The 26697-nt window shown below is 72.6% G+C and carries 31 protein-coding genes; 11 read left to right on the forward strand and 20 right to left on the reverse strand.

Going from position 1 to position 26697, the window contains the following annotated elements; all coding sequences use genetic code 11:
* Nucleotides 1-46: 46 nt before the first annotated feature.
* Nucleotides 47-499 (reverse strand): nucleoside deaminase, encoded by a 453-nt coding sequence (locus ACCP09_RS03830; RefSeq protein WP_027932877.1) that lies wholly within the window; start codon nt 497-499, stop codon nt 47-49.
* A gap of 1 nt (nt 500) precedes the next feature.
* Nucleotides 501-983, reverse strand: a complete 483-nt coding sequence (locus tag ACCP09_RS03835) for a tRNA adenosine deaminase-associated protein (protein ID WP_020419480.1) — start codon at nt 981-983, stop codon at nt 501-503.
* A gap of 58 nt (nt 984-1041) precedes the next feature.
* Between ACCP09_RS03835 and ACCP09_RS03840 the strand changes: the two genes are divergently transcribed.
* Both ACCP09_RS03840 and ACCP09_RS03845 read left to right on the forward strand, forming a co-directional pair.
* Nucleotides 1042-2268: a M20 metallopeptidase family protein gene (locus tag ACCP09_RS03840; RefSeq protein ID WP_433743190.1), complete on the forward strand. Its 1227-nt coding sequence runs from the start codon at nt 1042-1044 to the stop codon at nt 2266-2268.
* Between the two features lie 21 nt (nt 2269-2289).
* The gene (locus ACCP09_RS03845; RefSeq protein WP_378333891.1) at nt 2290-3243 is read left to right on the forward strand and encodes a prephenate dehydrogenase; all 954 of its coding nucleotides are present in this window, start codon (nt 2290-2292) and stop codon (nt 3241-3243) included.
* 3 nt (nt 3244-3246) lie between these two features.
* On the opposite strand, the gene ACCP09_RS03850 is transcribed toward ACCP09_RS03845, so the two are convergent.
* Nucleotides 3247-3528 carry an antitoxin gene (locus tag ACCP09_RS03850; RefSeq protein ID WP_017986303.1) on the reverse strand — a complete coding sequence of 94 codons (282 nt, stop codon included), beginning with the start codon at nt 3526-3528 and terminating at the stop codon, nt 3247-3249.
* Nucleotides 3529-3619: 91 nt separating this feature from the next.
* On the opposite strand from ACCP09_RS03850, the gene ACCP09_RS03855 reads away from it, so the two are divergent.
* Entirely contained in the window at nt 3620-4060 is a 441-nt protein-coding gene (locus ACCP09_RS03855) for an SRPBCC family protein (RefSeq protein WP_433743192.1), read from the forward strand.
* Here the strand turns inward: ACCP09_RS03855 and ACCP09_RS03860 are convergent.
* The 8 genes from ACCP09_RS03860 to ACCP09_RS03895 form a co-directional block, all read right to left on the reverse strand.
* The gene (locus tag ACCP09_RS03860) at nt 4057-6639 is read right to left on the reverse strand and encodes a CHAT domain-containing protein (protein WP_433743194.1); all 2583 of its coding nucleotides are present in this window, start codon (nt 6637-6639) and stop codon (nt 4057-4059) included. The genes ACCP09_RS03855 and ACCP09_RS03860 overlap by 4 nt on opposite strands.
* A 43-nt stretch (nt 6640-6682) precedes the next feature.
* Nucleotides 6683-7165 carry a hypothetical protein gene (locus tag ACCP09_RS03865; protein ID WP_027932882.1) on the reverse strand — a complete coding sequence of 161 codons (483 nt, stop codon included), beginning with the start codon at nt 7163-7165 and terminating at the stop codon, nt 6683-6685.
* A complete protein-coding gene (locus tag ACCP09_RS03870; protein WP_027932883.1) occupies nt 7162-7767 on the reverse strand; it encodes an RNA polymerase sigma factor in 606 nt (201 codons plus the stop codon). Before ACCP09_RS03870 ends, ACCP09_RS03865 begins: the two co-directional genes overlap by 4 nt.
* 104 nt (nt 7768-7871) lie before the next feature.
* Complete coding sequence (locus ACCP09_RS03875; RefSeq protein ID WP_027932884.1) at nt 7872-8210, reverse strand: protease inhibitor I42 family protein; 339 nt, start codon at nt 8208-8210, stop codon at nt 7872-7874.
* Between the two features lie 72 nt (nt 8211-8282).
* Nucleotides 8283-8873 (reverse strand): hypothetical protein, encoded by a 591-nt coding sequence (locus ACCP09_RS03880; RefSeq protein ID WP_433743197.1) that lies wholly within the window; start codon nt 8871-8873, stop codon nt 8283-8285.
* Nucleotides 8874-8886: 13 nt separating this feature from the next.
* Nucleotides 8887-10032, reverse strand: a complete 1146-nt coding sequence (locus ACCP09_RS03885; protein WP_037322708.1) for a C1 family peptidase — start codon at nt 10030-10032, stop codon at nt 8887-8889.
* Between the two features lie 122 nt (nt 10033-10154).
* Nucleotides 10155-10880 (reverse strand): SGNH/GDSL hydrolase family protein, encoded by a 726-nt coding sequence (locus tag ACCP09_RS03890; RefSeq protein ID WP_433743199.1) that lies wholly within the window; start codon nt 10878-10880, stop codon nt 10155-10157.
* 9 nt (nt 10881-10889) lie between these two features.
* Nucleotides 10890-11525 (reverse strand): NAD(P)-dependent oxidoreductase, encoded by a 636-nt coding sequence (locus ACCP09_RS03895; protein WP_433743201.1) that lies wholly within the window; start codon nt 11523-11525, stop codon nt 10890-10892.
* Nucleotides 11526-11617: 92 nt separating this feature from the next.
* Between ACCP09_RS03895 and ACCP09_RS03900 the strand changes: the two genes are divergently transcribed.
* Nucleotides 11618-12181, forward strand: a complete 564-nt coding sequence (locus ACCP09_RS03900) for a TetR/AcrR family transcriptional regulator (protein WP_027932889.1) — start codon at nt 11618-11620, stop codon at nt 12179-12181.
* On the opposite strand, the gene ACCP09_RS03905 is transcribed toward ACCP09_RS03900, so the two are convergent.
* On the reverse strand, nt 12178-12651 hold the full coding sequence (locus ACCP09_RS03905; protein ID WP_017986292.1) for a GbsR/MarR family transcriptional regulator: 474 nt from the start codon (nt 12649-12651) through the stop codon (nt 12178-12180). The two genes, ACCP09_RS03900 and ACCP09_RS03905, sit on opposite strands and share 4 nt — an antisense overlap.
* Nucleotides 12652-12735: 84 nt before the next feature.
* Here ACCP09_RS03905 and ACCP09_RS03910 point away from each other — a divergent pair, with 84 nt between their 5' ends.
* From ACCP09_RS03910 to ACCP09_RS03920, 3 genes are all read left to right on the forward strand, one after another.
* Complete coding sequence (locus ACCP09_RS03910; protein ID WP_027932891.1) at nt 12736-13632, forward strand: ABC transporter ATP-binding protein; 897 nt, start codon at nt 12736-12738, stop codon at nt 13630-13632.
* Complete coding sequence (locus ACCP09_RS03915) at nt 13629-15224, forward strand: ABC transporter permease (RefSeq protein ID WP_378333695.1); 1596 nt, start codon at nt 13629-13631, stop codon at nt 15222-15224. The genes ACCP09_RS03910 and ACCP09_RS03915 overlap by 4 nt, the downstream gene beginning before the upstream one ends.
* A gap of 109 nt (nt 15225-15333) precedes the next feature.
* A complete protein-coding gene (locus ACCP09_RS03920) occupies nt 15334-16788 on the forward strand; it encodes an NAD-dependent succinate-semialdehyde dehydrogenase (protein WP_433743205.1) in 1455 nt (484 codons plus the stop codon).
* Between the two features lie 352 nt (nt 16789-17140).
* Here the strand turns inward: ACCP09_RS03920 and ACCP09_RS03925 are convergent, their stop codons facing one another.
* Genes ACCP09_RS03925 through ACCP09_RS03935 form a run of 3 tightly spaced genes read right to left on the reverse strand, consistent with a single transcriptional unit; the run spans nt 17141 to nt 20009 of the window.
* Complete coding sequence (locus ACCP09_RS03925) at nt 17141-17941, reverse strand: ABC transporter ATP-binding protein (RefSeq protein WP_027932895.1); 801 nt, start codon at nt 17939-17941, stop codon at nt 17141-17143.
* On the reverse strand, nt 17938-18987 hold the full coding sequence (locus ACCP09_RS03930) for a FecCD family ABC transporter permease (protein ID WP_027932896.1): 1050 nt from the start codon (nt 18985-18987) through the stop codon (nt 17938-17940). Before ACCP09_RS03930 ends, ACCP09_RS03925 begins: the two co-directional genes overlap by 4 nt.
* Complete coding sequence (locus tag ACCP09_RS03935; RefSeq protein WP_400983650.1) at nt 18984-20009, reverse strand: FecCD family ABC transporter permease; 1026 nt, start codon at nt 20007-20009, stop codon at nt 18984-18986. The genes ACCP09_RS03930 and ACCP09_RS03935 overlap by 4 nt, the downstream gene beginning before the upstream one ends.
* Before the next feature lie 90 nt (nt 20010-20099).
* Here ACCP09_RS03935 and ACCP09_RS03940 point away from each other — a divergent pair, with 90 nt between their 5' ends.
* Together ACCP09_RS03940 and ACCP09_RS03945 are read left to right on the forward strand one after the other, a co-directional pair.
* Complete coding sequence (locus tag ACCP09_RS03940; protein WP_231960678.1) at nt 20100-21077, forward strand: ABC transporter substrate-binding protein; 978 nt, start codon at nt 20100-20102, stop codon at nt 21075-21077.
* A gap of 55 nt (nt 21078-21132) precedes the next feature.
* Nucleotides 21133-21459, forward strand: a complete 327-nt coding sequence (locus ACCP09_RS03945; protein ID WP_433743209.1) for a putative quinol monooxygenase — start codon at nt 21133-21135, stop codon at nt 21457-21459.
* A 46-nt stretch (nt 21460-21505) separates the two neighbouring features.
* Here the strand turns inward: ACCP09_RS03945 and ACCP09_RS03950 are convergent, their stop codons facing one another.
* The 3 genes from ACCP09_RS03950 to ACCP09_RS03960 all read right to left on the reverse strand — a co-directional run bounded on the left by ACCP09_RS03950 (nt 21506) and on the right by ACCP09_RS03960 (nt 23288).
* Nucleotides 21506-21805, reverse strand: a complete 300-nt coding sequence (locus ACCP09_RS03950; RefSeq protein ID WP_433743211.1) for a hypothetical protein — start codon at nt 21803-21805, stop codon at nt 21506-21508.
* 143 nt (nt 21806-21948) lie between these two features.
* Nucleotides 21949-22509, reverse strand: coding sequence for a TetR/AcrR family transcriptional regulator (locus ACCP09_RS03955; protein ID WP_433743213.1), 561 nt, complete (start codon nt 22507-22509; stop codon nt 21949-21951).
* Nucleotides 22510-22520: 11 nt separating this feature from the next.
* Nucleotides 22521-23288, reverse strand: a complete 768-nt coding sequence (locus tag ACCP09_RS03960; RefSeq protein ID WP_027932901.1) for a metal-dependent hydrolase — start codon at nt 23286-23288, stop codon at nt 22521-22523.
* Nucleotides 23289-23306: 18 nt separating this feature from the next.
* Between ACCP09_RS03960 and ACCP09_RS03965 the strand changes: the two genes are divergently transcribed.
* Complete coding sequence (locus ACCP09_RS03965; RefSeq protein ID WP_433743215.1) at nt 23307-23735, forward strand: TIGR03618 family F420-dependent PPOX class oxidoreductase; 429 nt, start codon at nt 23307-23309, stop codon at nt 23733-23735.
* 53 nt (nt 23736-23788) lie between these two features.
* Nucleotides 23789-24334: a hypothetical protein gene (locus tag ACCP09_RS03970; protein WP_027932903.1), complete on the forward strand. Its 546-nt coding sequence runs from the start codon at nt 23789-23791 to the stop codon at nt 24332-24334.
* 4 nt (nt 24335-24338) lie between these two features.
* Here ACCP09_RS03970 and ACCP09_RS03975 read toward each other — a convergent pair whose 3' ends face one another.
* Both ACCP09_RS03975 and ACCP09_RS03980 read right to left on the reverse strand, forming a co-directional pair.
* Nucleotides 24339-25418 (reverse strand): MBL fold metallo-hydrolase, encoded by a 1080-nt coding sequence (locus ACCP09_RS03975; protein WP_123684188.1) that lies wholly within the window; start codon nt 25416-25418, stop codon nt 24339-24341.
* A gap of 10 nt (nt 25419-25428) precedes the next feature.
* A complete protein-coding gene (locus tag ACCP09_RS03980) occupies nt 25429-26688 on the reverse strand; it encodes a glycoside hydrolase family 1 protein (RefSeq protein ID WP_433743343.1) in 1260 nt (419 codons plus the stop codon).
* Nucleotides 26689-26697 lie beyond the last annotated feature (9 nt).

Consider the following 26697-nt stretch of genomic DNA (forward strand, 5'->3'; position numbering starts at 1 on the left):
CCTCCTTCGACGCGGTCAGAGACGGGCTACCCCGCCTCGCGCGGCGTCACACGTCCCGGTGACCGGTGAAGAACTCGGCGAGCAGCGCGGCGCACTCGGCCTCCAGGACCCCGCCGCGCACCTCCGGCCGGTGGTTGAGCCGCCGGTCGCGCACCACGTCCCACAGCGACCCGACCGCTCCGGTGCGCGGCTCCCACGCCCCGAACACGACCCGGGCCACGCGCGCGAGCACCAGCGCCCCGGCGCACATCGTGCACGGCTCGACCGTCACCGCGAGCGTGCAGCCGTCCAGCCGCCAGCCGTCGCCGAACTCGCGGGCCGCCTCCCGCAGCGCGATGACCTCGGCGTGCGCCGTCGGGTCGCCCAGCTCCTCGCGGGCGTTGTGGGCGCGGGCGAGCAGGCGGCCGTCGGGTGCGAACACGGCGGCGCCGATCGGCACGTCCGGGCCCGCCTCCCGCGCCGCGGCCAGCGCCACGGACACCAGGTCGGCGTCGGACACGTCAGATCTCGTCGAGCAACGCGGTGAACTCGCCGCCGAACCCGCAGCGCTGCGCGATCATCTGCAGCTGCTCGTCCGGGTAGAGGTCGACCTCGCCCGCGATCACCTCGAGCTCGGGCCCGGGCAGGCCGACGTCGGCGAGGATGTCGAGGTCACCCTCCGGCCAGATCGAGTCGTCCTCCTCGTCCGGCGGATCGACCCGCAGCACGTCGAGCACGTCGGCGGCGATGTCGTAGTCCAGCGCCGCCGCCGCGTCCGAGAGCAGCAGGGACGGTCCGCGCGGGCTCGGCCGCACGATCACGAAGAACTCGTCGTCCACCGCGAGCAGGCCGAACACGGCCCCCGTGGACCGCAACTTGGCCAGCTCGGTGATGGCGGCGTCCAACCCCGTGAGTGCGCCGGCGTCGAGCGCGCTGCAGCGCCACTTGCCGTCCTCCCGGACCACGGCCACCGCGAATCCCGCAACCGGCTCCTTCACCGACATAGCGCACACCGTATACCTGGACCGATCATCGGTGCAGTCGCTCTGCGAGGATCGGAAGATGACGGGACCCACGGAGTTGCCCCCATTGCCGGACACCCGGCTCGCCGCGTTGCTCTCCGAGGCCGAGGCCCTGCAACCGGCCACCGTCGCGCTGCGCCGCGAGATTCACCGGAGGCCGGAGCAGGGCCTGCATCTGCCGCACACGCAGGCCGCCGTCCGGCGGGCGCTGGAGGGCCTCCCGCTGGAGATCGTCGAGGGGAAGTCGACCTCCGCGCTGACCGCCGTGCTGCGCGGAGCGCAGGACGGGCCCGCGGTGCTGCTGCGCGGGGACATGGACGCGTTGCCGCTGCAGGAGGACACCGGGCTGGAGTTCGCCTCCGAAGTGGACGGGACCATGCACGCGTGCGGCCACGACGGCCACACCGCGATGCTCGCCTCCGCCGCGCGGCTGCTCGCGGCACGCCGGCACGAGCTGGCCGGGTCGGTCGTGTTCATGTTCCAGCCCGGCGAGGAGGGCTACCACGGCGCGCGGCACATGATCCACGAAGGCGTGCTGGACGCCGCCGGGTCGCGGGCCGAGAAGGCCTTCGGCATCCACCTGCTGTCCCACGTCGAGTCCGGGCTGATCACCACGCGGCCCGGGCCGTTGATGGCCTCGAACGACACGTTCACGGTCCAGGTCACCGGCAAGGGCGGGCACGGGTCCAGCCCGCACAACGCGATCGACCCGGTGCCGGCGGCCGCGGCGATGGTCGGCGCGCTGCAGACGATGGTGACGCGGCGGGTCAGCGTGTTCGACCCGGCGGTGGTGTCGGTGACCCGCATCCAGGCAGGCACGACGACCAACATCATCCCGGAGACCGCGGAGGTCGCCGGCACGATCCGCACGCTGTCCGAGTCCACGCGCGCCCTGGTGAAGGCCGAGCTGCCGAAGGTGTGCGAAGCGGTCGGCGAGGCGCACGGCTGCCGCGTGCTGGTCGACATCGAGCCCGGCTACCCGGTCACCGTGAACGACCCGGACCAGGCGCTGCGGGTGCTGGACCTCGCCCAGCGCGTGCTCGGCCGGGCAGAGCTGATGGCAGACCCGATCATGGGCGCCGAGGACTTCTCCTACGTGCTGCAACGGGTTCCGGGCGCGTTCGCGTTCCTCGGCGCGTGCCCGCCGGACGTCGACCCGGCGGAGGCGCCGACCAACCACTCCAACCGCGTGCGCCACGACGAAGGTGCTTTCCCGGCGGGTGTCGCGATGTACGCGGCCTTCGCCCTCGACGCCCTGGCAGGATGACGCCCCGTGCGAGACGTATGCGTGATCGGGCTCGGGTTGATCGGCGGGTCGGTGCTGCGCGCGGCCGCGGCGGTGGGGCGCGGGGTGTGGGGCGCCACGGCCTCGGCGGCCGACGCCGAGGCGGCGGCCGCCGACGGGTTCGACGCCTCGACGGACGTGGAAGCCGCCCTGCGGCGCGCCGCAGAGCGGGACGCGCTGGTGGTGCTGGCCGTGCCGCTGACCGCCGTCGAGGAGGTGCTGCGGACGGTCGACGTGTGCGCGCCGTCGTGCCTGCTCACCGACGTGACCAGCGTGAAGACGGGAGTGCTGACGGCCGCGCGGGCGTTCGCGCCGAACGCCCGGTACGTCGGCGGGCACCCGATGGCGGGCACCGCCGAGTCCGGCTGGCGTGCCGGCAACGCCGCGCTGTTCGGCGGCGCGGCGTGGGTGGTGTGCGTCGAGGACGACACCGATCTCGGCGCGTGGGCCGAGGTGGCCCGGCTGGCGATCGACCTCGGCTCGCACGTGGTTCCGCTGACCGCGGCCACCCACGACGAGGCGGTCGCCCGGATCTCCCACCTGCCGCACCTGCTGGCCGCCGTGCTCGCGGCCGTGGGGGCGGACGGCGGGCCGGTCGCGATGGCGCTGGCCGCCGGCTCCTACACCGACGGCACCCGGGTGGCCGCCACCCGGCCGGCACTGGTGCGCGCGATGACCGAGGGCAACCGCGAAGCGCTGCTGCCCGTGATCGACGAGGCCCTCGGCCGGCTGGGCGCCCTGCGCGGGTCACTGGCCTCGACCGGCGGCCTCGCCGTCAGCATCGACTCGGGCTACGAGGGCGCGCAAGCGCTTGCAGCCGCCAGGCAGGCCACGCTGTCGGGCGTCCGCGTCGCGCTGGACGCGCCGGACGCCCGGGACGGCCTGCGTGCGCTCGGCGAGCGCGGCGGCCGCATCACCTCCCTCACCGAGGACACCGCCATCGGCGAGGTGCCGTAACGGTTACGGCTGGCTGGTCGGCCCGGTCGGGCCACTCTGGGGTCCGGTCTGGGGTCCGGCCGGTCCGGGTCCACCCTGCGGGCCGGGCTCGCCGTGCCCGCCGCCGGTCTGCTTGTGCAGGAAGTCCTTCGCCTTCGACGTGACGTTGTCGATCTTGCTGGAGTGCTGGCCGAACTTCGACTTGGCGAAGCCGCTCGCCTTGTCCAGGCCGTGTTCGATCTTGCCGGCGTTGTGGCCGAGCGCCTCTTGCGCCTTTTTCTTGATCTCGTTGAAGTCGATGCCCATGAACCCATGAAACCCCAAGGTCAGGCCCCCCGCATCCGGTAAGCCCCTGGTTTACTGCCCGGTAACCCCTACCCGAGCGGAAAGGTCACCGATGCCCGCCAGGACGTTCTCCTTCGAGGTCACCCGCACCAGCAGCGCCCCGCCCGCGACCCTCTTCCGGCTGGAGACCGACGGCGCCCGCTGGTCCGACTGGGCGAAACCGCTCATCGTCGTGTCCCGTTGGGACCGGTGGGCCGATCCGGCGGGCGGGGTGGGCTCGATCCGGGCCGTCGGGGCGTGGCCGCTGCTCATGCGCGAGGAGACGCTCGAGTACGAGCAAGACCGCCGCCACGTCTACACCTTCGCCGAGCCCGCGCCGGTGCGCGGCTACCGCGGCGAGGTGACCTTCGAGCCCGACGGCACCGGCACGCGGCTGACCTGGCGCGGCTCGTTCCAGGAGAAGATCCCCGGCACCGGCCCGGTCGTGCGCGCCGCGCTCGCGGGAGCGATCAAGTTCCTGTCCGCGAAGCTGGTCAAGGCCGCCGAGCGCTAACCGGCGCCGAGGCAGAGGAACGGGCGGCGCAGCGGATCGGCGGCGGTCGCGTGCGCCAGTGCCAGCGCCGGGGAGATCCCCGACGCGAGCCGCTGGTGCAGGTCGGTCATCGCCTCCGCCGCCGCCCGGTCGCCGACCCGCGCGATCGCCCCGACGATCGTGCGGGACCCGCTGGCCAGCAGCGCGCCGGCGAACCCGAGCGCCTCCTCACCCGGCCGGATGTGGCTCATCGCCAGCTCGCAGGCGGCCAGCACCACCCGGTCCGGCGGGCGCCGCAGCCGCGCGGTCTCGTGCGCGAACAGCGGCCCGTCGACCAGTTCCAGCCGCGAGAACAACGCGTTCGCCGGTTCGTGCGCGCCGTGCGCGACCAGGTGCGCCAGGCCCGACCCGTCGAGCGCTTCCAGCACCGCGGAACTGGTCGCCGCCGAGCCGTCGACCAGCGTCGCCGACGGGTAGACCGCGCGCAGCTGCCGCACCTCGCCGATCGCGCCGGGCACGTCCGGCCCGCCGACCAGCACGACCGGGTCGATCAGCTCGCGGCGCATCGCGGTCAACCACGCGGTCGCCGACGGCGCGATCGACAGCGGACGGCCGCGCAACGACGGCAGGGCGGGCCACGGCAGCGCGTACAGCGGCCCGGTCGGCACGATGACCAGCTCGCGGTCGCCGATCGCGTCCGCGAGCGGCCGCACGACCCGCTCGTCGAGCAGGCGGGCGCGCTTCTCCGCGGACGCCGTGACGGCCGCGACCAGGGGCGACGGCAGGTGGTCCGGGGCCAGCGCGTTCAGGTCGGCGTGCAGCTGCTTGGTGATCTCCACGACCTCGTCCAGCCCGCCCAGCCGCACCAGCCGGAACCGGCCGTCCCGCACGACCACCGCGGACAGCTCGCCGTCCTGGCCGATCAGGCTGACCAGCACGCGCTCGCCCAGCTCGGCGGCCACCTCCTCGGGTGAGCTGACCGGGCGCGGCCTGCCCCAGGGGCTGGTGTACCAGCCGAGGCGGCCCGCCTCCCGCTGCAGCCGGGCGTAGCGCTGCTCCAGCGCCGCCACCGGCCTGCCGTCCAGCCGGTTCTGCTGAGCGAGCCGCTGCACCTGCCGCATCTCGGTGATGAGCCGGGCCAGCACCGGATCGTCGATCGCGGGCAGCGGCTCGTAGCGGTAGACCTGCGCGCGCGTCCGCTCCTGCCACGCGAACAGCCTGCGCGCGCCGGCGTGGCCGCGGGTGGTGCCGAGCACCAGCCCGACCGCGAGGCGGCCCAGCTCCTGGCCGTGCACCGCGGTCCCGCACACCAGGTCCAGCCCGCCCATCCGGTCGCGCACCCGGCTCAGCTCGGCGAAGCCGCTGCGCGCCTGCGCCAGCGCCGCACGCGGACGGCCGGTCGCCACGGCGAGTTCGGCGCGGCACAGCCGCAGCAGCATGACGTGGTCGATCGGCGTGGTGCGGCGCGGCCGCGGCACCCGCGCGAGCAGCTCCTCGGCCGCCGTGACGTCCCCGCGGCGCAGCAGCAGCCGCACCGCGAGCAGCCGGGCCACCGCCGCTTCGTCGCGCAGCCCCAGTTCCGCGAGGCGGTCGGCGTGCCCGGTGAGACCCGTGACGAGCCGCGCCGGCGGCCGTCGCGTGCCGCCGAGGACCTCGGTGGCGTCGGCGCGCAGCCGGGTCAGCGCGGCGACCGCGGCCCATCGTTCGTTGCCGCGCCGGAGGAACCGCCGCCGCGCCAGCTCGGCCAGCTCGCGGGCCCGGCCGTGGTCGTTGTCGAGGATCGCGGCCGCCGCGCGGGCCACCTCGGCCTCGGCGATGTCCTGCACGTTGCGGCTCGAATACAGTTCGGGCAGGACCTCGTCGAGGTGCCGCGCCGCGTCCTCGGCGAGACCGGCGACGAGCAGCGCCCTGGCCTGGTCGACGCGGAGCCGGGCGAGCCAGCCGGGAGCCGCGTCCTCGTAGATCCGTGCGGCCTGCTCGTAGTGCCGCAACGCGCCGGGGACGTCGCCGAGGAGCTGCCCCTGCTCGCCCAGCAGGTGCCGGACCTTGCCCTCCAGCCGGGTCAGCCCGTGCTCGGTGGCCAGTTCGAGGCAGCGCCGCAGGTCCGCCAGCGCCGCCGCGGGCCGCTGCAGCTCGACGTTGATGTTGGCGCGGTTCATCAGGTTGCGGGTCAGCGACAGCGCGTTGTCGTCGGCCTCGTTTTCCAGCACCGGCAGGATCTCGTCGAACAGCGCCAGCGCTTCGGACAGCCGGCCGATCCGGCCGAGCACCAGCGCGCGCTGGGCGCCGACCAGCGCCCGCAGGACTCGCTGCGGCGGCCCGGGCGGCAGCCGATCGGTCAGCTGCCGGGCGTCGTCGAGGTGGCGCAGGCCCGCTGCCGCCGAGCCGGTCTCGGCCTCGGACATCGCGAGGCCGAGCAGGACCCGTGCCCGCAGGGTGATCCACTCGACGTCGTCCGGCCCGTCCGCGAGCACCCGCAAGGCGCGGTTGAACAACCGCACCGCCTCCACGTTGCGGAAGTTGCCCGCGGCGTCCGCGGCCCGCCCACGCAGCTCCGATGCCCGGCCCAGCGCACGCCGGGACTCACGCTGAGCTGACACGTGGTCTATCTGAGCACATGCGGGGGCCGGGGTGAGCAGCCGGTCAGAGGACGACCGCGGGCGTGACGACGGTGCGGCGGCTGCTGGCCCCGCCGACCGAGATCACGATCTGCGTGGTCCCGCGCGGCACGTCGTCGAGCACGAACCGGCCGCCCTCGTCGGCCACCGTCGAGGACGACCCGTGTTCGGCCACCCGCACCTCGACCCCGTGCGCGGCGGCGGGCACCAGCCAGCCGTCGATGCGGTGGCAGTGCCCGACCCTGGTCAGGTTGATCATCACCGTGAGATCGCTGACCGTGAACGTGATCGTGCCCTCGTCGGTGATGCTGCGGACGCCGGCCAGCGCCGGGTCGGCCCGCTCCCACTGGGCGATCTCGAAGTCGAGGTTCTCCAGTTCGAGTGCGAACTGCACGCGCTCGACCAGGCCGTCCGGGGGCGGGTCGACGGCAGCCAGCACCCGGCCCAGATCGGCCAGCAGTTCTTCGTCGCCGGGGTGCGCCCCACCCCCTGGCAGATTGTCGTTCATGCGCTGCCCCCTTCGATGTCCAGCAGTTCGCGCATCGTCTTCAGGCAGCGGCCGCGGTTCGGTCCGATGCTGCCGCGCGGCATCTGCAGCGCTTCGGCGACGAGCCGGTACTCGGCGCGACCGGCGAGCACGGTGAGCCGCAGCAGTTCCTGGCACCGCTGCGGAAGCCTGCGGAAGGCGCGCCAGAGCCGCTGGTCGCGCTCGGTGCGCAGCACCTCGGCCTCGGGCGCGGGGTCGGTGCTCGCCACGGTCTCGGCCAGTTCGTCGGTCAACGGCACCGGCGGCGGTTTCCGCCCGCGCACGCGCTGCGATTCGTGCCGCGCGGTGACGACCAGCCAGCCGGCCAGCGCCTTCGGCTCGCGCAGCCGGTCGAGGTGGCTGACCAGCGCCAGCCACACGGTCTGCACCACGTCCTCGGCCGAGTGGCTGTCCAGCCCCTGGCCGCGCGCCACGTTCCACACCAGCGGGGTCAGCTCGGCGACCAGCCGGTTCAGCGCGCGTTTGTCCCCCGCCCGCGCCGCGGCAAGGCACGCCTCGAACAGCTCCGGTCCGCGGAGTCCCTCCCAGGACGGATCCGCCTCGGCGGTCCTCGCTTCCGTCACCGCGTTCGCCCCCACTTCGCGTGGTTCTCCTCGGGTCAGCGCTAGGCAGTATCTCCGGCTCCGTCACCGTGCAGAGCACGAAGGCGAACGCCAGATACACAACATCACTCGTTCGGAGCAGTCACGGCGAGCACGAACGTGACGGAGCGGCGCGGCTCCACCTCCCACGGCCGCGCCAGCTCCGCCCGGAGCAGGTGCCGGCCGGGCTCGACGACGTCGAGCGCCAGCCGGCGCACACCCCCCTCGCCCGGTGGCCCCTCCCCGTGGGCCACCCCCCTGGACCGGACGTGCTCGTCCGCCACCACGCGGACCGCGTCCGGCAACCGCCAGCGCCACCGGTAACCCGACGCGCGGACCTCCGGCAGGCGCAGCTCCACCGTGTCCCCCACGTGGAGCCGCGCCGTCTCCCCCGAATCCGCCTGCGCGAGCCGGATCTGTGTCACTGGAAGCTCCCCAGGGTGGCGGTGGCCGGCGGCCCCCTCGGCTGCCGGCCACCGCCGGTCTGCGTGCCGCCGTCAGACCAGGATCTGGTCGATCTGCCCGGCGGCGTTCTCGTGGAAGGACACCGGCAGCCCGTGGTTGCGGGCCAGCAGTGCCAGCGTCGTCAGGGAGCTGCGCCCGTCCGCGGTGGCGGCGAGCCGCTTCCAGCCCAGACCCGCGATGTCCACCCAGACGCCCGGGTTGGCGCTCGTCGACCACAGCCGCGCGACCTGCCTGCCGTGCACCCAGACGCCCTGCGCCTGCGGCACCGGCTGAGCCGGCGTGCCGTTGCCGTTCGGCGGGGTGTTCGGGTCGTACACACCGCTCGGGGGCGGGGTGTTGGGGTCGTAGACGCCGGCGGGCGGCGGCGTGTTCGGGTCATACACACCGGTCGGCGGCGGGGTGTTCGGGTCATACACGCCCGTCGGCGGCGGCGTGTTCGGGTCATAGACACCGGTCGGCGGCGGGGTGTTCGGGTCATAAACGCCGGTCGGCGGCGGGGTGTTCGGGTCGTAGACGCCGGCCGGGCCGTCGGATCCGGGCGTCTCCCTGGTCAGTTCGGCGAGTTCGGCGTTCGGGTCGTCCTGTGGGCCGGTGTCCGGCGTCTCGCTCTTGCTCGTGGTCATGCTCCGCTCCCCATCAGTAGGTGGTGGCAACCTTGGTCAGCACGCCCTGGTCGAGGAACGGGCTGACGGGATGCCCGCCGGCCCGAGCCTCGGCGAGCAGCGCGAGCTGACGGCTCACGCCCGCGGCGTCCCCCGCGAGCCGGACCCAGCCCAGCTGCTCCAGGCAGACCCATTCACCGGCACCGGCCGAGAACAGGCGCAGCGCGCGCTGCGGCGGTAGCCACGCGCGCAGGGTGACCCCGGTGCAGCCGAGGGTCGTCGGCCGCGGTTCCGGATAGTCCTCGATGAAGGCCTCGCCGTAGGCGATCCGGAAGAACCCGCCCTCGCCCCAGTCGGTGCCCCAGGAGTTCTTGGCGATCCAGCAGCTCTGCTCGTCGTCCCAGCCGATGAGCGCGACGCAGTGCCCGCCGTTGCTCTCCGTCGTGGTGGCGCGGTAGATGCCGCCGGTGTAGTGGAAGAAGTCGTCGTAGATCACCATGCACGCGGTGACCGGCCCGTAGCCGTAGATGTGGTGCTTGATCGCGGCCGGGTCCTGGGTGAGGTCGACGACGCCCTCCGCGCGCGCGACGCGGTTCACCCAGTTCGGGTGCAGCGCGCCGGTGCCCTCGTCCGAGTACGGCCAGTAGTCCTCGAAGGTGACGCCCTTGGCCGCGCAGTCCCCCATCAGGTCGTCCGGCCAGGACCCGGTGTCACCCGGCTTGCGGTGTGCCGGCGCGAACCCGAAGAACAGGTGCGCCTCCGACAGGTCGAGGCGCATGCCGGTGTTGCGGCGCGTGTACGCGGCGGTCCCCTCGAGTGCCGCGATGGTGCCGAACGCGCTGCAGGACCCCGATTCCCCCTGGTCCTTCACCGGCGTGACGTAGCTGCGGCCGCACACGTCGCGGAGGTCGAACTTGGCGGGCAGCGTGCTGCCCGGCGCGTGCAGCGCGGTGCAGGGCTGGCCGGCGGCCCCGAGCGCGACCTCGAGCATCCGCCCCGGCAACTCGGCCCGGGCTTCCACTTCGGCCACGCTCGGGGCCGGCACCCCCAGTCGCACCCTGCGCGACTCGCCCGCCAGCCGGCTGAGCACCGTCTCCCCCGCCTGCCACGGATCCCCCATCGTGGCAAGGGAATCCCGCACGGCGCGGATTTCCTCGGCGAAGGGCCGGGGAGAGCTCATGCGTTCCTCCAGTCGGTGTGCAACCAGCCAACGCCCCCTATGACGCGGGGAGGCCCTCGCCAGATACACAGCGACAGAAGTTTTTCCAAAGCACCTGGTCGGCGGCGGCCGGTTTCACCCGATCAGCCCAATGCGACGGCCTCCGCGAGCTTGTCCGCCCACAGCCGGTAGCCGGCCGGTCCGGGGTGGAACCCGTCCGCCGCGAACAGCTCCGGGTCGACCACCGCGCGCGGCACCGGGCAGTGGGTGACGCCCGGCAGTTCCGCGAGCGTGGCCGCCGCCGCGTCCAGCGCCTCGCCCCGCAGGCCGAGCACGAGGCGCAACGGCTGCGGCAGCGACGGGAACGCGGCGAGCGGCGGGACGCCGGCCAGCAGCACCGGGACCGGCCCGAGCGCCCGTCGCGCCGTCACCACCAGTTCCAGCAGGTCGCGCCGGTAGCGGGTGGGTGAGCGCATCTCGATGGTGTCGTTGACACCGAGCGCCACCGCGACCAGATCCGCCCGCTCCCGGCACGCCTCGTCGAGCAGCTCTGTCCGGACCGTGCGCGCGTTGGCGCCCGTCCGCCCGGCCACGCGCCAGTCGATCCCGCGCCCCAGCCGCCGGGCGAGCGCCGCGGCCAGCTGCCCGGTCAGCGCCTCCTCGTGCGTCCCCGCGCCGACGCCATCCACAGTGGACTCGCCGACCACCAGCAGCCGCAGCGGGTCCGGTCCGGGCGCCGAACCCCGCAGCGGCCCGGACGCGCCCGGCAGCCGCGGTGTCGTCCGGCGCACGTGCAAGCCCTGGGCGACCAGCACCGGGGCGAGTCCGACCGTGGCCGCGAGGGTCAGGGCAGTCCGCGAAGTTGACACCCGTTCACATTAGCCCTTGGCGATCGACACGGCCATCCTCGTCAGCTCCGGATCCGCGGCCGCGCGCAGCACGTAGTCGGCCAGGTCGGCGCGGGAGATGGTGAAACTGCCGCGCACGTTCCCCCTGGTCTCGCTCGCGATGCGGCCGGTGAGACGGCCGTCGTTGAGCTTCGGCGGGCGCACGATCGTCCAGTCGAGCCCGGACTCGATCACCCGGCGCTCCATCTCGCCCATGTCGGCGTATCCCTCACGCAGCATGCGGATCAGGAGCGGCTTGACCACCAGGCGCGTGAACCACCCGTCGCCCTCGGGGTGCATGCCGCTGTTGCTCACCACGACCAGCCGCCGCACGCCGGCCGCGGTCATCGCGATCATGATGGCTCTCGTCCCGTCCCGGCAGATCACGCTCGGCCCCCGGTCGCGGGGCCCCAGCGCGGACAGCACGGCCTCGCGGCCGGTGATGGCGGGCACCAGCGAATCCGCGTCGAACACGTCCGCGGTCACGACCTCCAGCCGCGCCTGCGGTGGCACGTCCAGCCGCGCCGGATCACGCACCACGGCCGTCACCTGGTGACCCGCGGCCAGCGCCTGCCGCACGATCTCCACGCCCGTCCCGCCGGTCGCGCCGAACACCGTCAGCTTCATGGTCTTCCTCCCTGGTTAGTGTTCACTCACCTGCTATGGTGGGTGAGCACTCACTAACCGTCAAGCGAGCACTGAGAGAACGCTGAGGACGCATGGGAACTCGGGAGAAGATCCTCGCCGCGGCCGCGGAGGTGATGCGCGAGCAGGGCTACGCGCGCGCCACCACCAAGGAGATCGCCCGCGCCGCGGGTTTCTCGGAAGCGGCGCTGTACAAGCACTTCGCGGACAAGACCGAGATCTTCCTCGGCGTCATGACCTCACAGCTGCCCGGACTGGAGGCAGTCCTCGGCGACATCGCCCCCGGGCGGCACACGGTGCGCGGCAACCTGATCCGCATCACCAGCACAGCGATCGACTTCTACACCGAGAGCTTCCCGATCGGCGCTTCCCTGTTCTCCTCACGGGAACTGCTGGCGGCCCACCGCGCCGCGATCCACGAGCACGGCGCCGGGCCGCGCACACCCGTGACCAGGCTGGCGAACTACCTGCGCGCCGAACGGGACCTGGGCCGTCTGCCGTCCACATCGGACCCGGACGCGATCGCGACGCTGTTGCTGGGCGCCGCCTTCCAGCAGGGTTTCCTGCGGCACTGGGACACCGAGGCCGGGGACCCGACGGCGCTGGCGCGCAAGCTCGTCAAGGCCGTCCTGCCCTAGCGACTCGCCCGCTCCTTCTCCCAGCGCTCCAGCAGCAGCGGCAGCTCCCTGATGATGAACGACAGGAAGTCGCGCATATCGGCGAGCCGCCTGCCGGCCGGGGTGTCCGCCCCCACCGCGTCGACGCCCTCCTCAGCGGCGTCCCGCCACATCTCCATGAGCCGGTCGCGCTTGCGCAGGCTGGCGAACCACATGTCGTCGAGCACCCGGAAGTGGTCGCGCCGCGAGCCGGGCTCCCGCTCCCGCTCGACCAGCCCCACCTGCTCCAGGTAGCGCACCGCCCCGGACACCGCGGCCGGGCTGACCTGCAGGTTCTCCGCCAGCTCCGCCGCGGTCAGGCGGCTGTCGTCGGTGACCACGAGCGCGGCGAACACGCGCGCGGCCATGCGCTGGATGCCGAGCTGGTTGAGCACGAGAGCCAGCCGCTCGACGTACCGCCGAACCGCCTCTTCGTCCCGCATGGAGATCATCCTTCCTCACCCGTCCAGCGCTTCAGCCAATCTATACGTTTTCCTAACTTCACAACTTTGTGAAATGACTGTAGCTTCGGCCGCATGGACAACGCCATCTCCATCGAGGGCCTGCACAAGTCGTTCGGTGCGACTAAGGCCCTCGACGACCTGAACCTGCAGGTCAAGACCGGAGAAGTGCACGGCTTCCTCGGCCCGAACGGGGCCGGGAAGTCGACCACCATCCGTGTCCTGCTCGGTCTGCTGCGCGCGGACCGGGGCACCGTCCGCCTGCTCGGCGGCGACCCCTGGCGCGACGCCGCGAGCCTGCATCACCGGCTCGCCTACGTCCCCGGAGACGTCAACCTCTGGCCCAACCTGTCCGGCGGCGAGGTCATCGACCTGCTCGGGCGGCTGCGCGGCGGGCTCGACAAGCGCCGACGCGACGAGCTGATCGAGCGGTTCGACCTCGATCCGAAGAAGAAGGGCCGCACCTACTCCAAGGGCAACCGGCAGAAGGTCGCGATCGTCGCGGCCCTGTCCTCCGACGTCGAGCTGCTGATCCTCGACGAACCGACCTCGGGCCTCGACCCGCTGATGGAGGCCACCTTCCAGTACGCGATCCAGGAGGAACGCGACAAGGGCCGCACGGTGCTGCTGTCCAGCCACATCCTCGCCGAGGTCGAGGCGCTGTGCGACCGGGTCAGCATCATCCGCAACGGGCACGCGGTCGAGACCGGCACGCTGAGCGAACTGCGGCACCTCACCCGCACGTCGATCGTGGCCGAGCTCGCCGGCCACCCGAACGGGCTCGGCTCGCTGGCCGAGGTGCACGACCTCAAGGTCGACGGCAACCGGGTCCGGTTCGACGTCGAGACCCAGTCGCTGGACCAGGTGCTGCGCAAGCTGACCGAGGTCGGCGTGCGCAGCCTGACCAGCCAGCCGCCGACGCTGGAGGAGCTGTTCCTGCGCCACTACACGACCGAAGCGAGCGCGCGATGACCGCGCTGGTGGGCACCCGGCACCTGGTGCGTCTCGCGCTGCGGCGGGACCGGGTCGTGCTGCCGCTCTGGGCGCTGGTGATCGGCGTCCTGCCGGCGAGCAGCGCCGGCGCCTACGACCAGCTGTACCCGGACGCCGCCAGCCGGGCGTCCCTGACGACGGGGATGAGCGCGAACCCGTCGATCACCCTGCTGTACGGGCCGCCGTTCGACCTGTCCACCGCAGGCGGGTTCACGGCATGGCGCTTCGGCGTGTTCCTGCCCCTGTTCGCGGCGCTGGCCTGCATCTTCACGGTCACGCGGCACACCCGCCAGGAGGAGGACACCGGGCGGCAGGAGCTGCTGTCCTCGACCGTGACCGGGCGCTACGCCGCGTTGACGGCCGCGCTGATCACCGCCGCCATCGGCGCGGTGGGGACCGGGCTGCTGGTGGCGCTCGGCCTGATCGGCGCGGGGCTGCCCGCGGGCGGGTCGGTGGCGTTCGGGCTCGGGACCACGCTGACCGGGCTGGTGTTCGCCGCGGTCGCCGCCATCGCCGCCCAGCTCGCCGAGTACTCACGCACCGCCAACGGAATCGCCTCGGCGGTGCTCGGGGTCGCGTTCCTGCTGCGCGCGGTCGGCGACTCGGCCACCGACATCTCGTGGCTGTCCTGGCTGTCGCCGCTCGGGTGGTCGACGCAGATCCGGCCGTTCGCCGGGGACCGGTGGGCCGTCGCGCTGCTGCTGGTCGCGGTGGCCGTCGTGCTGGGGGCGGTGGCCTACCGGCTGCTGCCGAGGCGGGACGTCGGGATGGGCATCTTCCCGGCCCGTCCCGGCCCGCCGGTGGCGGCGCCCGGGCTGCGGTCGCCGTTCGCGCTGGCGTGGCGGCTGCACCGGGGCGTGCTGATCGGCTGGACCGTCGGCTTCGCGGTGCTGGGGGCGATGTTCGGCTCGCTGGCCGCGGGCATCGGCGACATCGTCGGGGACAGCGCACAAGCCCAGCAGATGTTCGAGCGGCTGGGCGGCGCGCAGAACCTGGTCGACACGTTCCTCGCCGCGATCGCCGGCATCTTCGGGATGGTCGCCTCGATGTACGCGGTGCAGGCGACGTTGCGGATGCGCTCGGAGGAGACCGCGTTGCGGCTGGAGCCGCTGCTCGCGACCCGCGTGCGCCGGTTGCAGTGGGCGGGCAGCCACCTGGTGTTCTCGCTGCTGGGGACGGCGCTGCTGCTGGTCGTGTCCGGGCTGTCCGCGGGGCTGCTGCACGGGTTGCGCGTCGGTGACGTGGGCGGCCAGGTGCCCGCGGTGCTCGGCGCGACGGTCGCGCAGGTGCCCGCGGTGTGGGTGGTCGTCGGGATCGCCGTGGTGGTGTTCGGGTTCGCGCCGAAGTTCGCGACGGCGGCGTGGGGGGTGGCCGCGGCGTTCCTCCTGTTGTCGCTGTTCGGACCGGTCGTGCAGGCGCCGCAGCTGTTGCTCGACGTCTCGCCGTTCACGCACGTGCCGAAGCTGCCGAGCGCGGACTTCGTGGTCGCGCCGTTCGCGTGGCTGCTCGGGATCGCGGTGGTCACGCTTGCCACGGGTCTGGCACGTTTTCAGCGGCGCGACATCGGGTAGCACCTGGTCATCCGAGTGGCAGCGCCCGGGCTCGTCGGGGGGTCCGGGCTCTGCCGCACGACGGCCGGGCAGAGGCATACGAGGCCCCGCGCACGGGTAGTCACGCCACATGACCCTCGATGGAGTACCGCGTCAGATCTTCCTCGCCGGTCAGTGGCGTGACGCCGCGGACGGCAGCCGCTTCGGCGTGCAGGACCCGGGGACCGGGCAGCAGCTCTGCGAGGTCTCCGACGCGCAGGACGCCGACGTCGGCGAAGCCATCGAGGCGGCCGTCGCGAAGCAGGAGGAGTGGGCCGCGACGCCGCCGCGGGAGCGGGGCGAGATCCTGCGCCGAGCGTGGCAGCTGATGACCGACCGCGCCGACGAGCTGGCGCGGCTCATGACGCTGGAGATGGGCAAGAGCCTGGCGGAGTCGAAGGCCGAGGTCACCTACGCCGCGGAGTTCTTCCGGTGGTTCTCGGAGGAGGCCGTGCGCATCGACGGGCGGTACGCGCGCAGCCCGGCCGGTGGCGGCCGCGTCCTGGTGTCGAAGCACCCGGTGGGTCCGTGCATCCTGGTCACGCCGTGGAACTTCCCGCTGGCGATGGGCACCCGCAAGATCGGGCCCGCCATCGCCGCCGGCTGCACCATGATCGTCAAGCCCGCGCAGCTGACGCCGTTGTCGATGCTGAACCTCGCCGGGTTGCTGAAGGAGGCGGGGCTGCCGGACGGTGTGCTGAGCGTGCTGCCGAGCACGTCGGCGAGCCGGGTGGTGAACCCGGCGCTGGCCGACCCGCGGATCCGGAAGCTGTCCTTCACCGGGTCCACCGAGGTCGGGCGCAAGCTGGTCGAGCAGTGCGCGCCGAACCTCCAGCGGATGTCGATGGAACTGGGCGGCAACGCGCCGTTCCTGATGTTCGAGGACGCGGACCTCGACGCCGCGGTCAAGGGCGCGGTCACCGCGAAGATGCGCAACAACGGCGAGTCGTGCGTGGCGGCCAACCGGTTCCACGTGCACTCGTCGGTGGCCGGGGAGTTCGTGCGGCAGCTGACCGAGGCGATGTCGTCGCTGAAGGTCGGGCACGGCACCGAGGACGGCGTGAAGGTGGGGCCGCTGATCAGCGCCGAGCAGCGGGACAAGGTCGTCGAGCTGGTCGAGGACGCGTTGTCCCGCGGCGCGCACGCGACCACCGGCGGCAAGGCCTTGGACGGCGACGGCTTCTTCTACCCGCCGACCGTACTCACCGACGTCCCGCCGGACGCGCGCATCCTGCGTGAAGAGGTGTTCGGGCCGGTCGCGCCGGTGACCACGTTCGAGGACGAGGACGAGGCCGTCCGGCTCGCCAACGACACCGAGTTCGGGCTGGTGGCGTACGTGTTCACGCGGGACCTCGACCGCGCGATCCGCGTCGGGGAGCGGATGGCGACCGGGATGGTCGGGCTCAACACCGGGCTGGTGTCGAACGCGTCGGCGCCCTTCGGCGGGGTCAAGGCGTCCGGGTTCGGCCGCGAGGGCGGCGCCGAGGGCATCGAGGAGTACCTCGACGTGAAGTACATGGCACTGTCGCTCAGCGGGACTCCGTAGCGACCCGCACCCCGAGTCCGATGAGGACTGTCGCGGTGAGACGGTCCAGCCACCGACGCATGTTCGTCCTCATCCAGGTGTCCGTCGGCTGGCTGTGGATGAGCGCCGTCCTGCTGTTGGTGGCCCAGGCGCGCCGTTCCTGTTGCGGGACGCGGTGGGCAGCGAACGGTGATGGCGGCGGCTGGCGCGCTGAACAAGTGACTGTGGTGGCGGCACGCCGTTGGCGGTGGCCGCGGCACCTGGCGTCGTAGCGGCCCCGGGTCGCAGCTCACGCGATGGCAGTGGCGCGCCGCAGCAGCTGGTGCGGTCGGCACCGCAGCAGCGCCGGTGCGACCGAGCGGTGCGCCCGCGGTCAGTCGTCCCCTTGGAGGTGTGCGCTGATCGGCACCACGAGCGGCGTCCCGGAGACCGGGTCGGGCAGGACCTTTGCCGACAGGCCGAAGATCTCGTCCAGCAGCGGCTCCGTCAGCACCGCCGACGGCGGGCCCTGCGCGATGATCCGCCCGTCGCGCATCGCGACCAGCGTGTCGGCGTAGCGGGCGGCCAGGTTCAGATCGTGCAGGACCATCACGACCGTCGTGCCGCGGTCGCGGTGCAGGCGGTGCACCAGGTCCAGCACGTCGATCTGGTGGGCCAGGTCCAGGTACGTGATCGGCTCGTCCAGCAGCAGCAACCCGGTCTCCTGGGCCAGCGTCATCGAGATCCACGCCCGCTGCCGCTGGCCGCCGGACAGCTCGTCCACCACCCGGTCCGCCAGCACGTCCATCCCGGTCAAGCGCAGCGCGTTTTCGATCGCGGCCTCGTCCGACGACGACCACTGGCGGTACCAGCGCTGGTGCGGGTGCCGCCCGCGCGCCACCAGGTCGCCGACCGTCAGACCCTCCGGCGCGACCGGCGACTGCGGCAGCAGCCCGACCACCTTCGCGACCTCGCGCGTCGGCAGCTTGTCGATCCGCTCGCCGTCCAGCAGCACCGCACCCTCCCGCGGCGCCAGCAACCGCGCCAGCGCCCGCAGCAGCGTCGACTTGCCGCAACCGTTCGGGCCGATGATCGCGGTGATCGTGCCGTCCAGGACGTCCAGGTCCAGGCCGTCGACAACCAGCCGCTCGCCGTACCCCAGCTTCAGGCCCTCGGCCCGCAGTCGTGACGTCATGCTCGTGCCTCCCGGCGGCTCCGGACGAACAGGAAGATCAGGTAGGGGGCGCCGAGGATCGCGGTCAGCACCCCGACCGGCAGGTCCGGCAGCAGCAACCGGGTCAGCAGGTCCGCCCCGACGGTCAGCAGCGCGCCCAGCACCATCGATCCGAACAGCGGCGGTTGCGCCGTCTTCGCCAGCCGCACCGCGATCTGCGGCGTCGCCAGCGCGACGAACGTGATCGGCCCCGCCGCGGCGGTCGCGATCGCGGCCAGCGCGGCCGCCAGCAACAGCAGCGCGCCACGCGCGCCGTCGACCCGGATGCCGAGCCCGCGGGCGGTGTCGTCGCCGAACTGCAAGCCCCCGACCGTGCGCCCGCAGATCAGGGTGACCGGCACCAGCACGGCCAGCGCGATCGCGACCGGGCCGACCGAGTCCCACCCGACGTCGGCGAGATTGCCGACCAGCCACGTCGTCGCACGCGCCGCGTCGTTCACGTCCCCGGCGGCCAGCAGCCAGTTCACGATGTTGTAGCTGATCGCCCACAACCCGATCCCGATCAGCACCATGCGGTAGCCGTCGATGCCGCGCCGCCACGACAACGCGTACAGCAGCACACCAGCCAGCAGCCCGCCGATCAGCCCGGCGACCGGCACGCCGAGCGCGCTCACCATGCCGCTGACCTGGCCGCGGTACCCGCCGGCGACGATCGCGGTCACCGCGCCGACACCCGCGCCCCACGTGATGCCCAGGATGTCCGGGCTGGCCAGCGGGTTCCGCGCGACCGACTGGAACAACGCGCCGGACAGCCCGAGCGCGGCGCCGACCAGCACACCGGCGAGCGTGCGCGGCAGACGCAGGTCGAAGATGATCCCGCGTTCCCGCCGGGTTCCGCCGCCGAGCAGGGTCTCCAGCACGTTCCAGATCCCGATGCGGGAACTGCCCATCCCGATGTTGATCGCGGCGACGAGCACCAGCAGCACCGCCGCGATCACGACGACCGCGACCAGCCGCGGCTTGACCGTCCACGCCACCGGTCCGGCGGCCAGCACCTTGCGACTCATACCTTGCTCAGCCCCCGCCGCCGCACCAGCACGATGAACACCGGCGCCCCGATGATCGCGAGCAGGATCCCCACCTCGAAGTTGTCGCCGGTCAGCACCCGCCCGAGCACGTCGGCAGTCAGCAACAGCAGCGCGCCCAGCAGCCCGGCCACCGGCACCAGCCAGCGGTAGTCCGGGCCGGTGATCGCGCGGGCCAGGTGCGGCACGACGAGCCCGAGGAACGCGATCGGCCCGCACGCGGCGACCGCCGAACCGGTCAGCAGCGTGATCGCGGCGACGCCGAGGACCCGGGTGCGCAGCACGCGCTGCCCGAGCGCGGTCGCGACGTCCTCGCCCAGCGCCAGCGTGTTGAGGCCGGGCGTGTTGATCAAGGCGAGCAGCAGGCCGGCCACCAGGAACGGCGCGATCTGGCCGGTGATCGCGAAGTCACGCCCGGCGATCGACCCGATCCGCCAGAAGCGGTAGATCTCCATGCCCCGCTCGTCGCCGAGGATGATCGCCGACACCAGCCCGTGCAGCAGCGCGCTCACCGCGGCGCCGGCGAGCGCGAGCGTCACCGGGGTCGCTCCCTTGCCGCCGACCGCGCCGAGCAGGAACACCGCGACGCTGGCCAGCAGCGCGCCGGCGAACCCGAACCAGATGAAGCCGTAAAGGCCGTCGATCCCGAGCACCACGACCGCGAACACGACCGCCAGCGCCGCGCCGTGCGTGACGCCGAGCAGACCGGGGTCGGCGAGCGGGTTGCGCGTGTGGCCCTGCATGAGCGCGCCCGCGACGCCGATCGCGAGCCCGACGAGCAGGCCGAGCACGGTGCGCGGCAACCGCAGCGACCGGACGATGATGTCCGATTCGGACCCGGACGGCTGGGTGAGCGCCGTCCACACCTCACCGAGCGGGATCGACTTCGTACCGAGCGCGACGCTCGCCGCGCAGATGAGGACCAGCAGGACGGCGAGCCCGCCGATACCGGCGAGACGACGCTGCCTCCGCGTCCGTGGCCGGGCTGTCGCCACCACCGTCACTGATGTCGCCTATCCAACTCGAGCTTCCAAACGGGACAAACCGCATCCTATGCTCCGCGTTAGGCAAGGCTAACCGAAAGAGAGATCACGATGACGAGACCGTGGCGAGCAGCACTGGCGCTGGCCGTGACCGCGAGCCTGACCCTCACCGCTTGCGGGGGCGGCAGCGACGAGGCCACGCAGCAGAGCGGGGCCGGCCAGGCGGGCTTCCCCCGCACGATCCAGCACGCGATGGGCTCGACCGTGCTCGAGACGCAGCCGAAGACGGTCGCCGCGCTCGACACCAGCTACGTGGACGCCGCGCTCGCGCTGGAAGCCCAGGTCGTGGCGTACACGAAGTACCGCAACTTCGACCAGCTGCCTGAGTACCTGGGTGAGGACCGCAGGTTCGGCGAGGGCGCCAAGGTGATCGGCCCGCTGGAGACCCCGGACGTCGAGCAGCTCTACGACATCAAGCCGGACGTGATCGTTTCCGCGAAGGTGCGGCACGAGAAGTACTACGAGCAGTTCACCGGGGTCGCGCCGACGGTCTTCTCGACGACGACCGGCGGGATCTGGAAGGACAACATCCGGCTGCTCGCGCAGGTCCTCGGCAAGGAGCCGCTGGCCGAGCAGAAGATCGGCGCGTACGAGCAGCGGGCGCAGCGGATCGGCCAGGAGATCGCCGCGAAGCTCGGCCGCACGCCCACGGTGTCGATCGTGCGGTTCGTCGAGGGCGAGCCGACCGTGCGGCTCTACAGCAGCGCGTCCTACCCCGGCGTCGTGATGGCCGACGCCAAGCTGTCCCGGCCCGCCGGGCAGCCGGACTCGACCGACAAGATCTCGGTGAACCTCAGCCAGGAGGACATCGCCAAACTGGACGCCGATGTCATCTTCGTGTCGTCGTACTCCGACGAGACGAAGACGGCGGAGGACCCGAAGGCGAAGTTCCAGGCCAACCCGCTGTGGGCGACGTTGCAGGGCAAGATCGTCGATGTCTCCGACACCACGTGGTTCAGCGCCGTGAGCCTGCAGGGCGCCTCGGCGATGCTGACGGACCTGGCGAACCAGTTCGGCGTCACGCCGTGACCCGCGCGGGGCCGCGGCCGGTGTGGTCGCGGCCCCGCGGCTCTACGGTGGACCCATGATTTTCATCACCGCGAAGTTCCGGATCCTGCCCCAGCACGCCGACGACTGGCCCGACATCGCGCGGGACTTCACGCTCGCCACCCGCGCCGAGCCGGGCTGCCTGTGGTTCGACTGGTCGCGCAGCATCGAGGACCCCAACGAGTACGTGCTGGTGGAAGCCTTCCGCGACGGCGACGCCGGCGCGGCGCACGTCCAGTCCGAGCACTTCAAGGATGCGCAGCGCACGCTGCCGCCGCACCTGGCGGAGACCCCGCGGATCGTCAACTTCGAGGTGCCGCAGGAGGACTGGTCCGAGCTGGGCGAGATGGCTGTACAGCGCTGATCGCTCCGGGCTGGCGGTGCCGTCGCGAGGACTCGCGCTGATGGGCCTACGCCGACTTGGGAACGCCTCCGAGGCGTAACCGGAGTGCGAGCTCGGCACACCGTTCGGCCGGGACGCCCGAACGGAAGTGCTGCAGCAAGGACTTCCCCTGCCAGCGCCGCCCGAGGTCGTCCGGGCGCACGCCCTTGAGGTGCAGCTCCCACACGCTGTCGTCGAACGGGTTGATCCCGCTCGCCCACCACTCGCGGGCCGTGTCCAGCCTGCCACCGACCAGGACGATCCAGTTCTCCGCCGCGATCCGCAGCACGTCACCCGGAACCGCGGCCCCGCCCAGGAACTCCGCCAACGCCGACTCGAAGCGCTCGACGCCGGCCGCACGGCTCCCCTGCCGAGTGGGCCGGCGCGAGTCACGCCGCTGCGGCCGGAGGCGGTTCGCCTCCGCGCGCCACTGCGCGGCCACCGCTTCTTCCTCGGAAGCCGCCTTCTCGGCTAGGCCCGGAGCCCGTCGGAGATGATCTTCGCCAGTGGGCGGCCCGCCGGGGCCTGGCGCTGGATCGCGAGGTAGCCCGCGAGCAGCGCGGTCAGGTCGCCGGGCTCGACGTCCGCCCGGACGGCGCCCGCGGCCTGCGCCCGGCGCAGCAGGTCGGCGAACGCGGCGCGGAACTCGGCGCGTTCGTCCGACGCGGCCTTGAACGGCAGCCCGGTGCTCGCCTCCAGCGCGTCGCACAGGGCCTTGTTCAGCAGCGCCTGCTCGGCCACCACGTCGAAGAACTCGAAGAACGCCGCGCCGGGGTCGGCCGCTTCGAGCCGCTCCCGCGCCTGCCCGGCCAGCCACTCGATCCGGTCCAGCACGACGGCCTCGAACAGCATTTCCTTGCTGGGGAAGTGCCGGTACACCGTGCCGGCGCCGACCCCCGCCCGCCGGGCGATCTCGTCCAGCGGCACCGACGGGCCCTCGTCCGCGAACGCCTCGTGCGCCGCCGCCAGGACACGGGCGCGGTTGCGGCGCGCGTCGGCGCGCAGTCCGGTGCGGCTCGCGGGGGTCGTCATCGTGTCCGATTCTAGCCGCCCGCCGTCACCGCCGGTTCCGCGAACAACCCGACCAGACCGGGCCACGCGCCGGGCACCAGCAGCACCGCCAGCACCGTGAACACCGGCACGACCAGGAACTTCTCCACGCCCTTCCCGGTGCGGAACCGCAGGAACGACGGCGGCCGCAGCTCGTACCAGGTCTCCCCGGCGATCGGCACCGGGAACAGGAACGGGCAGCCCGACTCGGTCAGCGCGTCGCCGAGGCAGTGCACGAAACAGCCGGCCGCGACCGCGATCCCCAGCCAGCCGGTGAGCTGCGACAACTCCGCCGCGGCGCTGGCCGTCAGCGCCCACCACACGACCCCGCCGCCGGCGACCAGCAGCAGCCAGTCCCCCAGCGCGTCCGCGGCGAGCAGCAACGCGAACAACACCACCCCGGCCACGACGTACCAGCCGCCTGCCCGGGTGCCGTACGTCGTCGCCACGCCGAGACCGATCGCGAACAGCAGCGTGTGCGACAGGTGCCGGTGGCTGCCCCGGCCCCGCTCGTCGCGCGGGCCCTTCGTGACCTTGTACAGCGCCGCCGAGGTGTGCCGGAGCAGCCAGCACACCAGGCCGGTGATCGGCCCGAGCAGCTTCGATGCGCGGGCGTGCGGGTGGTCGAGGTCCGGCAGCAGCGCGAAACCCGCGGTCGTCGCGGCGAAGGCCAGCGCCTGGTGCACGGAGCCGGCGCCGATGGCCGGGGCGAGCGCGAGACCGGCGCACCAGCCGGTGAGCGCGTGGGTGGAGCCCATCATGAAGAAGATCTTGGCAAGATGGACACCGACCGACGCGAAGGGACGCGCATGACCAGGACCACCGAGGCGCCCAGCGACGAGCTGCGGGCGTTCTGGGCCGAGCGGCACCTGTGCATGCTCACGACGCTGCGTCCGGACGGGAAACCGCACGTCGTGCCGGTCGGGGTCACCGTGGACGAGGACTTCACCACGGCACGGGTGATCTGCCGCCGCGGCAGCGTCAAGGCGCGCAACGTCCGGCTCGGCGAACCCGCGCGTGTCGTGGTGAGCCAGGTGGACGGTCGCCGCTGGTCGAGTTTGGAGGGATCGGCGGTGGTCCGCGAGGATCCGGAGTCGGTGGTGGACGCGGAAAACCGTTACGCCGTGCGGTACCACCGGCAGCCGACGCCCCACCCGGAGCGGGTCGTGATCGAGATCAGCCTCGACCGCAGACTCGGCATGAGGTAAAGCACACCGTTGGCGGGTTGCGGACAAACGGGAAGATAAGGCAGTAATTCAGAGTGCGGACCGCGAAGACCCTCAAGATCGACAGTCCGTTCGCGGGCGGCACGACGTGGGACGTCGTCGACCGGACCGTGATCGGCGCGCTGGCGCCGTCGATGATCAGCACCCTGCGCCGGGGGTCCGAGGACTTCCTGTGGTTCGCCGAGCGCCGCATCGCCGGTCACCAACTGGGTCGCCCCGGCCGCTGGGACCACCCGGTGGAGCGGGAGCTGCTCGGGTGGCGCTCGCGGCTCGCGTTCGAACTGGACCCGCCGGTCGTAATCCCGGAGATCGACCTCAAGCTGTCGCACTGGGTCCGCAACACGCACGAAGAGTTCCTGCGGCGGCTGCCGGAGACCGGCGGGATGGTGCAGCTGGAGAGCGTCCGGGACGTGGACGCGTGGCTGCACACCCTCATCGACCACTACAAGGCCGTGAAGGCCGCCGGCGAGGAGCAACTGGACCCGGACGCGCGTGCGACGTTGATGGCGTGGTTCCGGAACACGTTCTTCAAGATCCGCCGCGCGGCGGATCGCGTCGGGCTGACCCGGGTGCGTCCCTGACGCGCTACCCGATGGGCTGCCACCACGGGTCGACCGGCTTCGGGGCGTCCACGTCGATCCGCTCGCCCGGGCGCGGGACCGCCAGCGCCACCTCGTGGGCCTTCGCTTCCCGCCAGACCCGCTCCGCCGGCTCGGCCCAGCCGTGCATCGCCAGGCGGAACGTGCCCCAGTGCACCGGGATCAGCAGCCCGCCGCGGACGTCGAGGTGCGCGGCGACCCCCTCCTCGGGCGTCATGTGGATGTCCGGCCACGCCGGGTGGTACGCGCCGATCTGCACGATCGCGGCGTCGAACGGCCCGTACTTCTCGCCGATCGTGCGGTAGCCGTCGAAGTAGCCGGAGTCCGCGGTGTAGAACACCTTCCGCCCGGAGCGCGCCACGATCCACGACGCCCACAGCGTGTTGTTCCGCGTGAAGGCCCGCCCGGAGAAGTGCTGGGCCGCCGCCGCGGTCACGTCCACCCCGCCGACCGAGACCGTCTCGTCCCAGTCCAGCTCGATGATCCGCTCCGCCGGGATCCGCCACCGCCGCAGGTGCGCGCCCACCCCGAGCGGCACCACGAACGGCGCGCGCTGCGTCTTGGCCAGCCGCACCACCGTCGGCCGGTCCAGGTGGTCGTAGTGGTCGTGCGACACGATGATCACGTCCAGCTCCGGCAGCTCGGACAGCTGGTGCGGCGGCCGGTGCATCCGCTTCGGGCCGACGAACCGGGACGGCGACACCCGCTCGCCCCACACCGGGTCCACCAGCACCTTCCGGCCGTCGATCTCGATCAGCGACGACGCGTGGCCGTACCAGGTGATGTGCAGCCCCTCGTCGGCAGGCGCGGCAGGCGGCACCAGCGGCACCGGGCCGGTCGGCTTGCGCTGCTGCTTGCCGAACACCATCTCGCCGACCAGGTCGCGTGCCCTGGCCGGCTGCACGAGCGGCGGCGCGAGGTTGCGGAACCGGCCGTCGTGGAACTGCGGGGAGCGCCGCATGCGCTCGGGGTCGGGCCGCCCGCCGAACGCGACCGGGATCTCCCACAGGGCCGCCACCGCCGTGCCGAGCAGCGCGGGCAGGGCCCACCGCAACGTCTTCGCCATGTCGGGACAACTACGGGCGGCTCCCGGATGTTCCCAGCGGCGCGAGCGGCCCGGACGGGTCGGCAGGCGACAGGCAACTGCTCAGCGGCGCGGTCAGCGAGCACAGCGCGGGCCCCTGGACCAGGCGGTACGACGGCCCGACGCCGCCGCGCGCGATCACGTCCCGGTACGCCGCGACGCCGTCGGTCGGCCTGCGGGCCAGCTCGGGGTCGCCGAGAGCGTCCACTTCGTACAGTCCGAAGCGCGGCCGGTAGCTGCCCCACTCGTAGTTGTCGGTGATGCTCCAGTGGTTGTAGCCGATGACGTCCATGCCGTCGGCCTTCGCGCGCTGCACCCAGAACAGCGTGTCCTGGATCGACGCGGCGCGGGTGTAGCCGTCCTCGCGCGGGTTCCCGTTGTCGGTGGGCAGGCCGTTCTCCACGATGTAGAGCGGCAGGTCCGGGTAGCGCTCGTGGTAGTAGCGCAGCGCGTAGTAGATGCCCTCCGGCTGCGGCTTGACCTTCCAGAACTGCTCGAACGCCGCGTAGATCGCCGTCAGGTTGGTCAGGCTGATGCCGTAGTAGTAGTCCAGCCCGACGAAGTCCACATTGTCCTTGATCCGGTCCATCACGACCAGGTCGGTCAGCGGGTTGAAGCCGGCGTAGAAGGCCTGGTTGCTGGTCACCTTCGCGCCCGGGTCGAGCCGGTGGATCTCGTCGTAGGCGCGGCGGTGGGCCTGCACCACGTTGGCCTGCCAGGCGGGCACCTGGAACGGGTTGACGGCGCCGATCCGCAGCTCCTGGGTGAGGAACGCGACCGGCTCGTTGAACGTCACCCACAGCACGTCGTCGTAGCGCTCCGCGATGCGCGTGGTGAAGGCGAGGAAGTCGTCGACGGTCTTGGCGCTGGTGAACCCGCCCTGGTCGGCCACCCACCCCGGGTACACCCAATGGCTCAGCGTGATCATCGGGGTCATGCCGGCGGCGCGGACGTGCCGGACCACGTCGTCGTAGTAGGCCAGCTCGGCCTCGTCCCACACGCCGGGCGCGGGCTGCACGCGAGCCCATTCGACGCTGAACCGGAACGTGTTCACCCCGAGGTCCTGCGCCAATCGGATGTCCTCGGCGTAGCGGTGGCGGAAGTCGGTCGCGTTGGCGTACGGGTCGACACCGCCCTTGGCCACGTACCGCGACCAGTTGCTGTCCGGGGCGCTGCCCTCGGACTGGAAGCCCGCGGTGGCGACTCCCCAGTAGAACTTGTTCTCGGCGGAGGCCGGTGTCACGGGGACCATCGCAACACA

It is taken from the genome of Amycolatopsis sp. 3B14, assembly GCF_050958625.1.
GTDB lineage: Bacteria > Actinomycetota > Actinomycetes > Mycobacteriales > Pseudonocardiaceae > Amycolatopsis_E > Amycolatopsis_E thermoflava.

Bases quoted from the DNA above. Each gene is read 5' to 3' on its own strand.
- ACCP09_RS03835 (WP_020419480.1), bottom strand. From the start codon at position 983: ATGTCGGTGAAGGAGCCGGTTGCGGGATTCGCGGTGGCCGTGGTCCGG.
- ACCP09_RS03840 (WP_433743190.1), top strand. From the start codon at position 1,042: ATGACGGGACCCACGGAGTTGCCCCCATTGCCGGACACCCGGCTCGCC.
- ACCP09_RS03850 (WP_017986303.1), bottom strand. From the start codon at position 3,528: ATGGGCATCGACTTCAACGAGATCAAGAAAAAGGCGCAAGAGGCGCTC.
- ACCP09_RS03855 (WP_433743192.1), top strand. From the start codon at position 3,620: ATGCCCGCCAGGACGTTCTCCTTCGAGGTCACCCGCACCAGCAGCGCC.
- ACCP09_RS03865 (WP_027932882.1), bottom strand. From the start codon at position 7,165: ATGAACGACAATCTGCCAGGGGGTGGGGCGCACCCCGGCGACGAAGAA.
- ACCP09_RS03880 (WP_433743197.1), bottom strand. From the start codon at position 8,873: ATGACCACGAGCAAGAGCGAGACGCCGGACACCGGCCCACAGGACGAC.
- ACCP09_RS03885 (WP_037322708.1), bottom strand. From the start codon at position 10,032: ATGAGCTCTCCCCGGCCCTTCGCCGAGGAAATCCGCGCCGTGCGGGAT.
- ACCP09_RS03895 (WP_433743201.1), bottom strand. From the start codon at position 11,525: ATGAAGCTGACGGTGTTCGGCGCGACCGGCGGGACGGGCGTGGAGATC.
- ACCP09_RS03900 (WP_027932889.1), top strand. From the start codon at position 11,618: ATGGGAACTCGGGAGAAGATCCTCGCCGCGGCCGCGGAGGTGATGCGC.
- ACCP09_RS03905 (WP_017986292.1), bottom strand. From the start codon at position 12,651: ATGATCTCCATGCGGGACGAAGAGGCGGTTCGGCGGTACGTCGAGCGG.
- ACCP09_RS03910 (WP_027932891.1), top strand. From the start codon at position 12,736: ATGGACAACGCCATCTCCATCGAGGGCCTGCACAAGTCGTTCGGTGCG.
- ACCP09_RS03915 (WP_378333695.1), top strand. From the start codon at position 13,629: ATGACCGCGCTGGTGGGCACCCGGCACCTGGTGCGTCTCGCGCTGCGG.
- ACCP09_RS03920 (WP_433743205.1), top strand. From the start codon at position 15,334: ATGACCCTCGATGGAGTACCGCGTCAGATCTTCCTCGCCGGTCAGTGG.
- ACCP09_RS03925 (WP_027932895.1), bottom strand. From the start codon at position 17,941: ATGACGTCACGACTGCGGGCCGAGGGCCTGAAGCTGGGGTACGGCGAG.
- ACCP09_RS03930 (WP_027932896.1), bottom strand. From the start codon at position 18,987: ATGAGTCGCAAGGTGCTGGCCGCCGGACCGGTGGCGTGGACGGTCAAG.
- ACCP09_RS03940 (WP_231960678.1), top strand. From the start codon at position 20,100: ATGACGAGACCGTGGCGAGCAGCACTGGCGCTGGCCGTGACCGCGAGC.
- ACCP09_RS03945 (WP_433743209.1), top strand. From the start codon at position 21,133: ATGATTTTCATCACCGCGAAGTTCCGGATCCTGCCCCAGCACGCCGAC.
- ACCP09_RS03955 (WP_433743213.1), bottom strand. From the start codon at position 22,509: ATGACGACCCCCGCGAGCCGCACCGGACTGCGCGCCGACGCGCGCCGC.
- ACCP09_RS03960 (WP_027932901.1), bottom strand. From the start codon at position 23,288: ATGATGGGCTCCACCCACGCGCTCACCGGCTGGTGCGCCGGTCTCGCG.
- ACCP09_RS03965 (WP_433743215.1), top strand. From the start codon at position 23,307: ATGGACACCGACCGACGCGAAGGGACGCGCATGACCAGGACCACCGAG.
- ACCP09_RS03975 (WP_123684188.1), bottom strand. From the start codon at position 25,418: ATGGCGAAGACGTTGCGGTGGGCCCTGCCCGCGCTGCTCGGCACGGCG.
- ACCP09_RS03980 (WP_433743343.1), bottom strand. From the start codon at position 26,688: ATGGTCCCCGTGACACCGGCCTCCGCCGAGAACAAGTTCTACTGGGGA.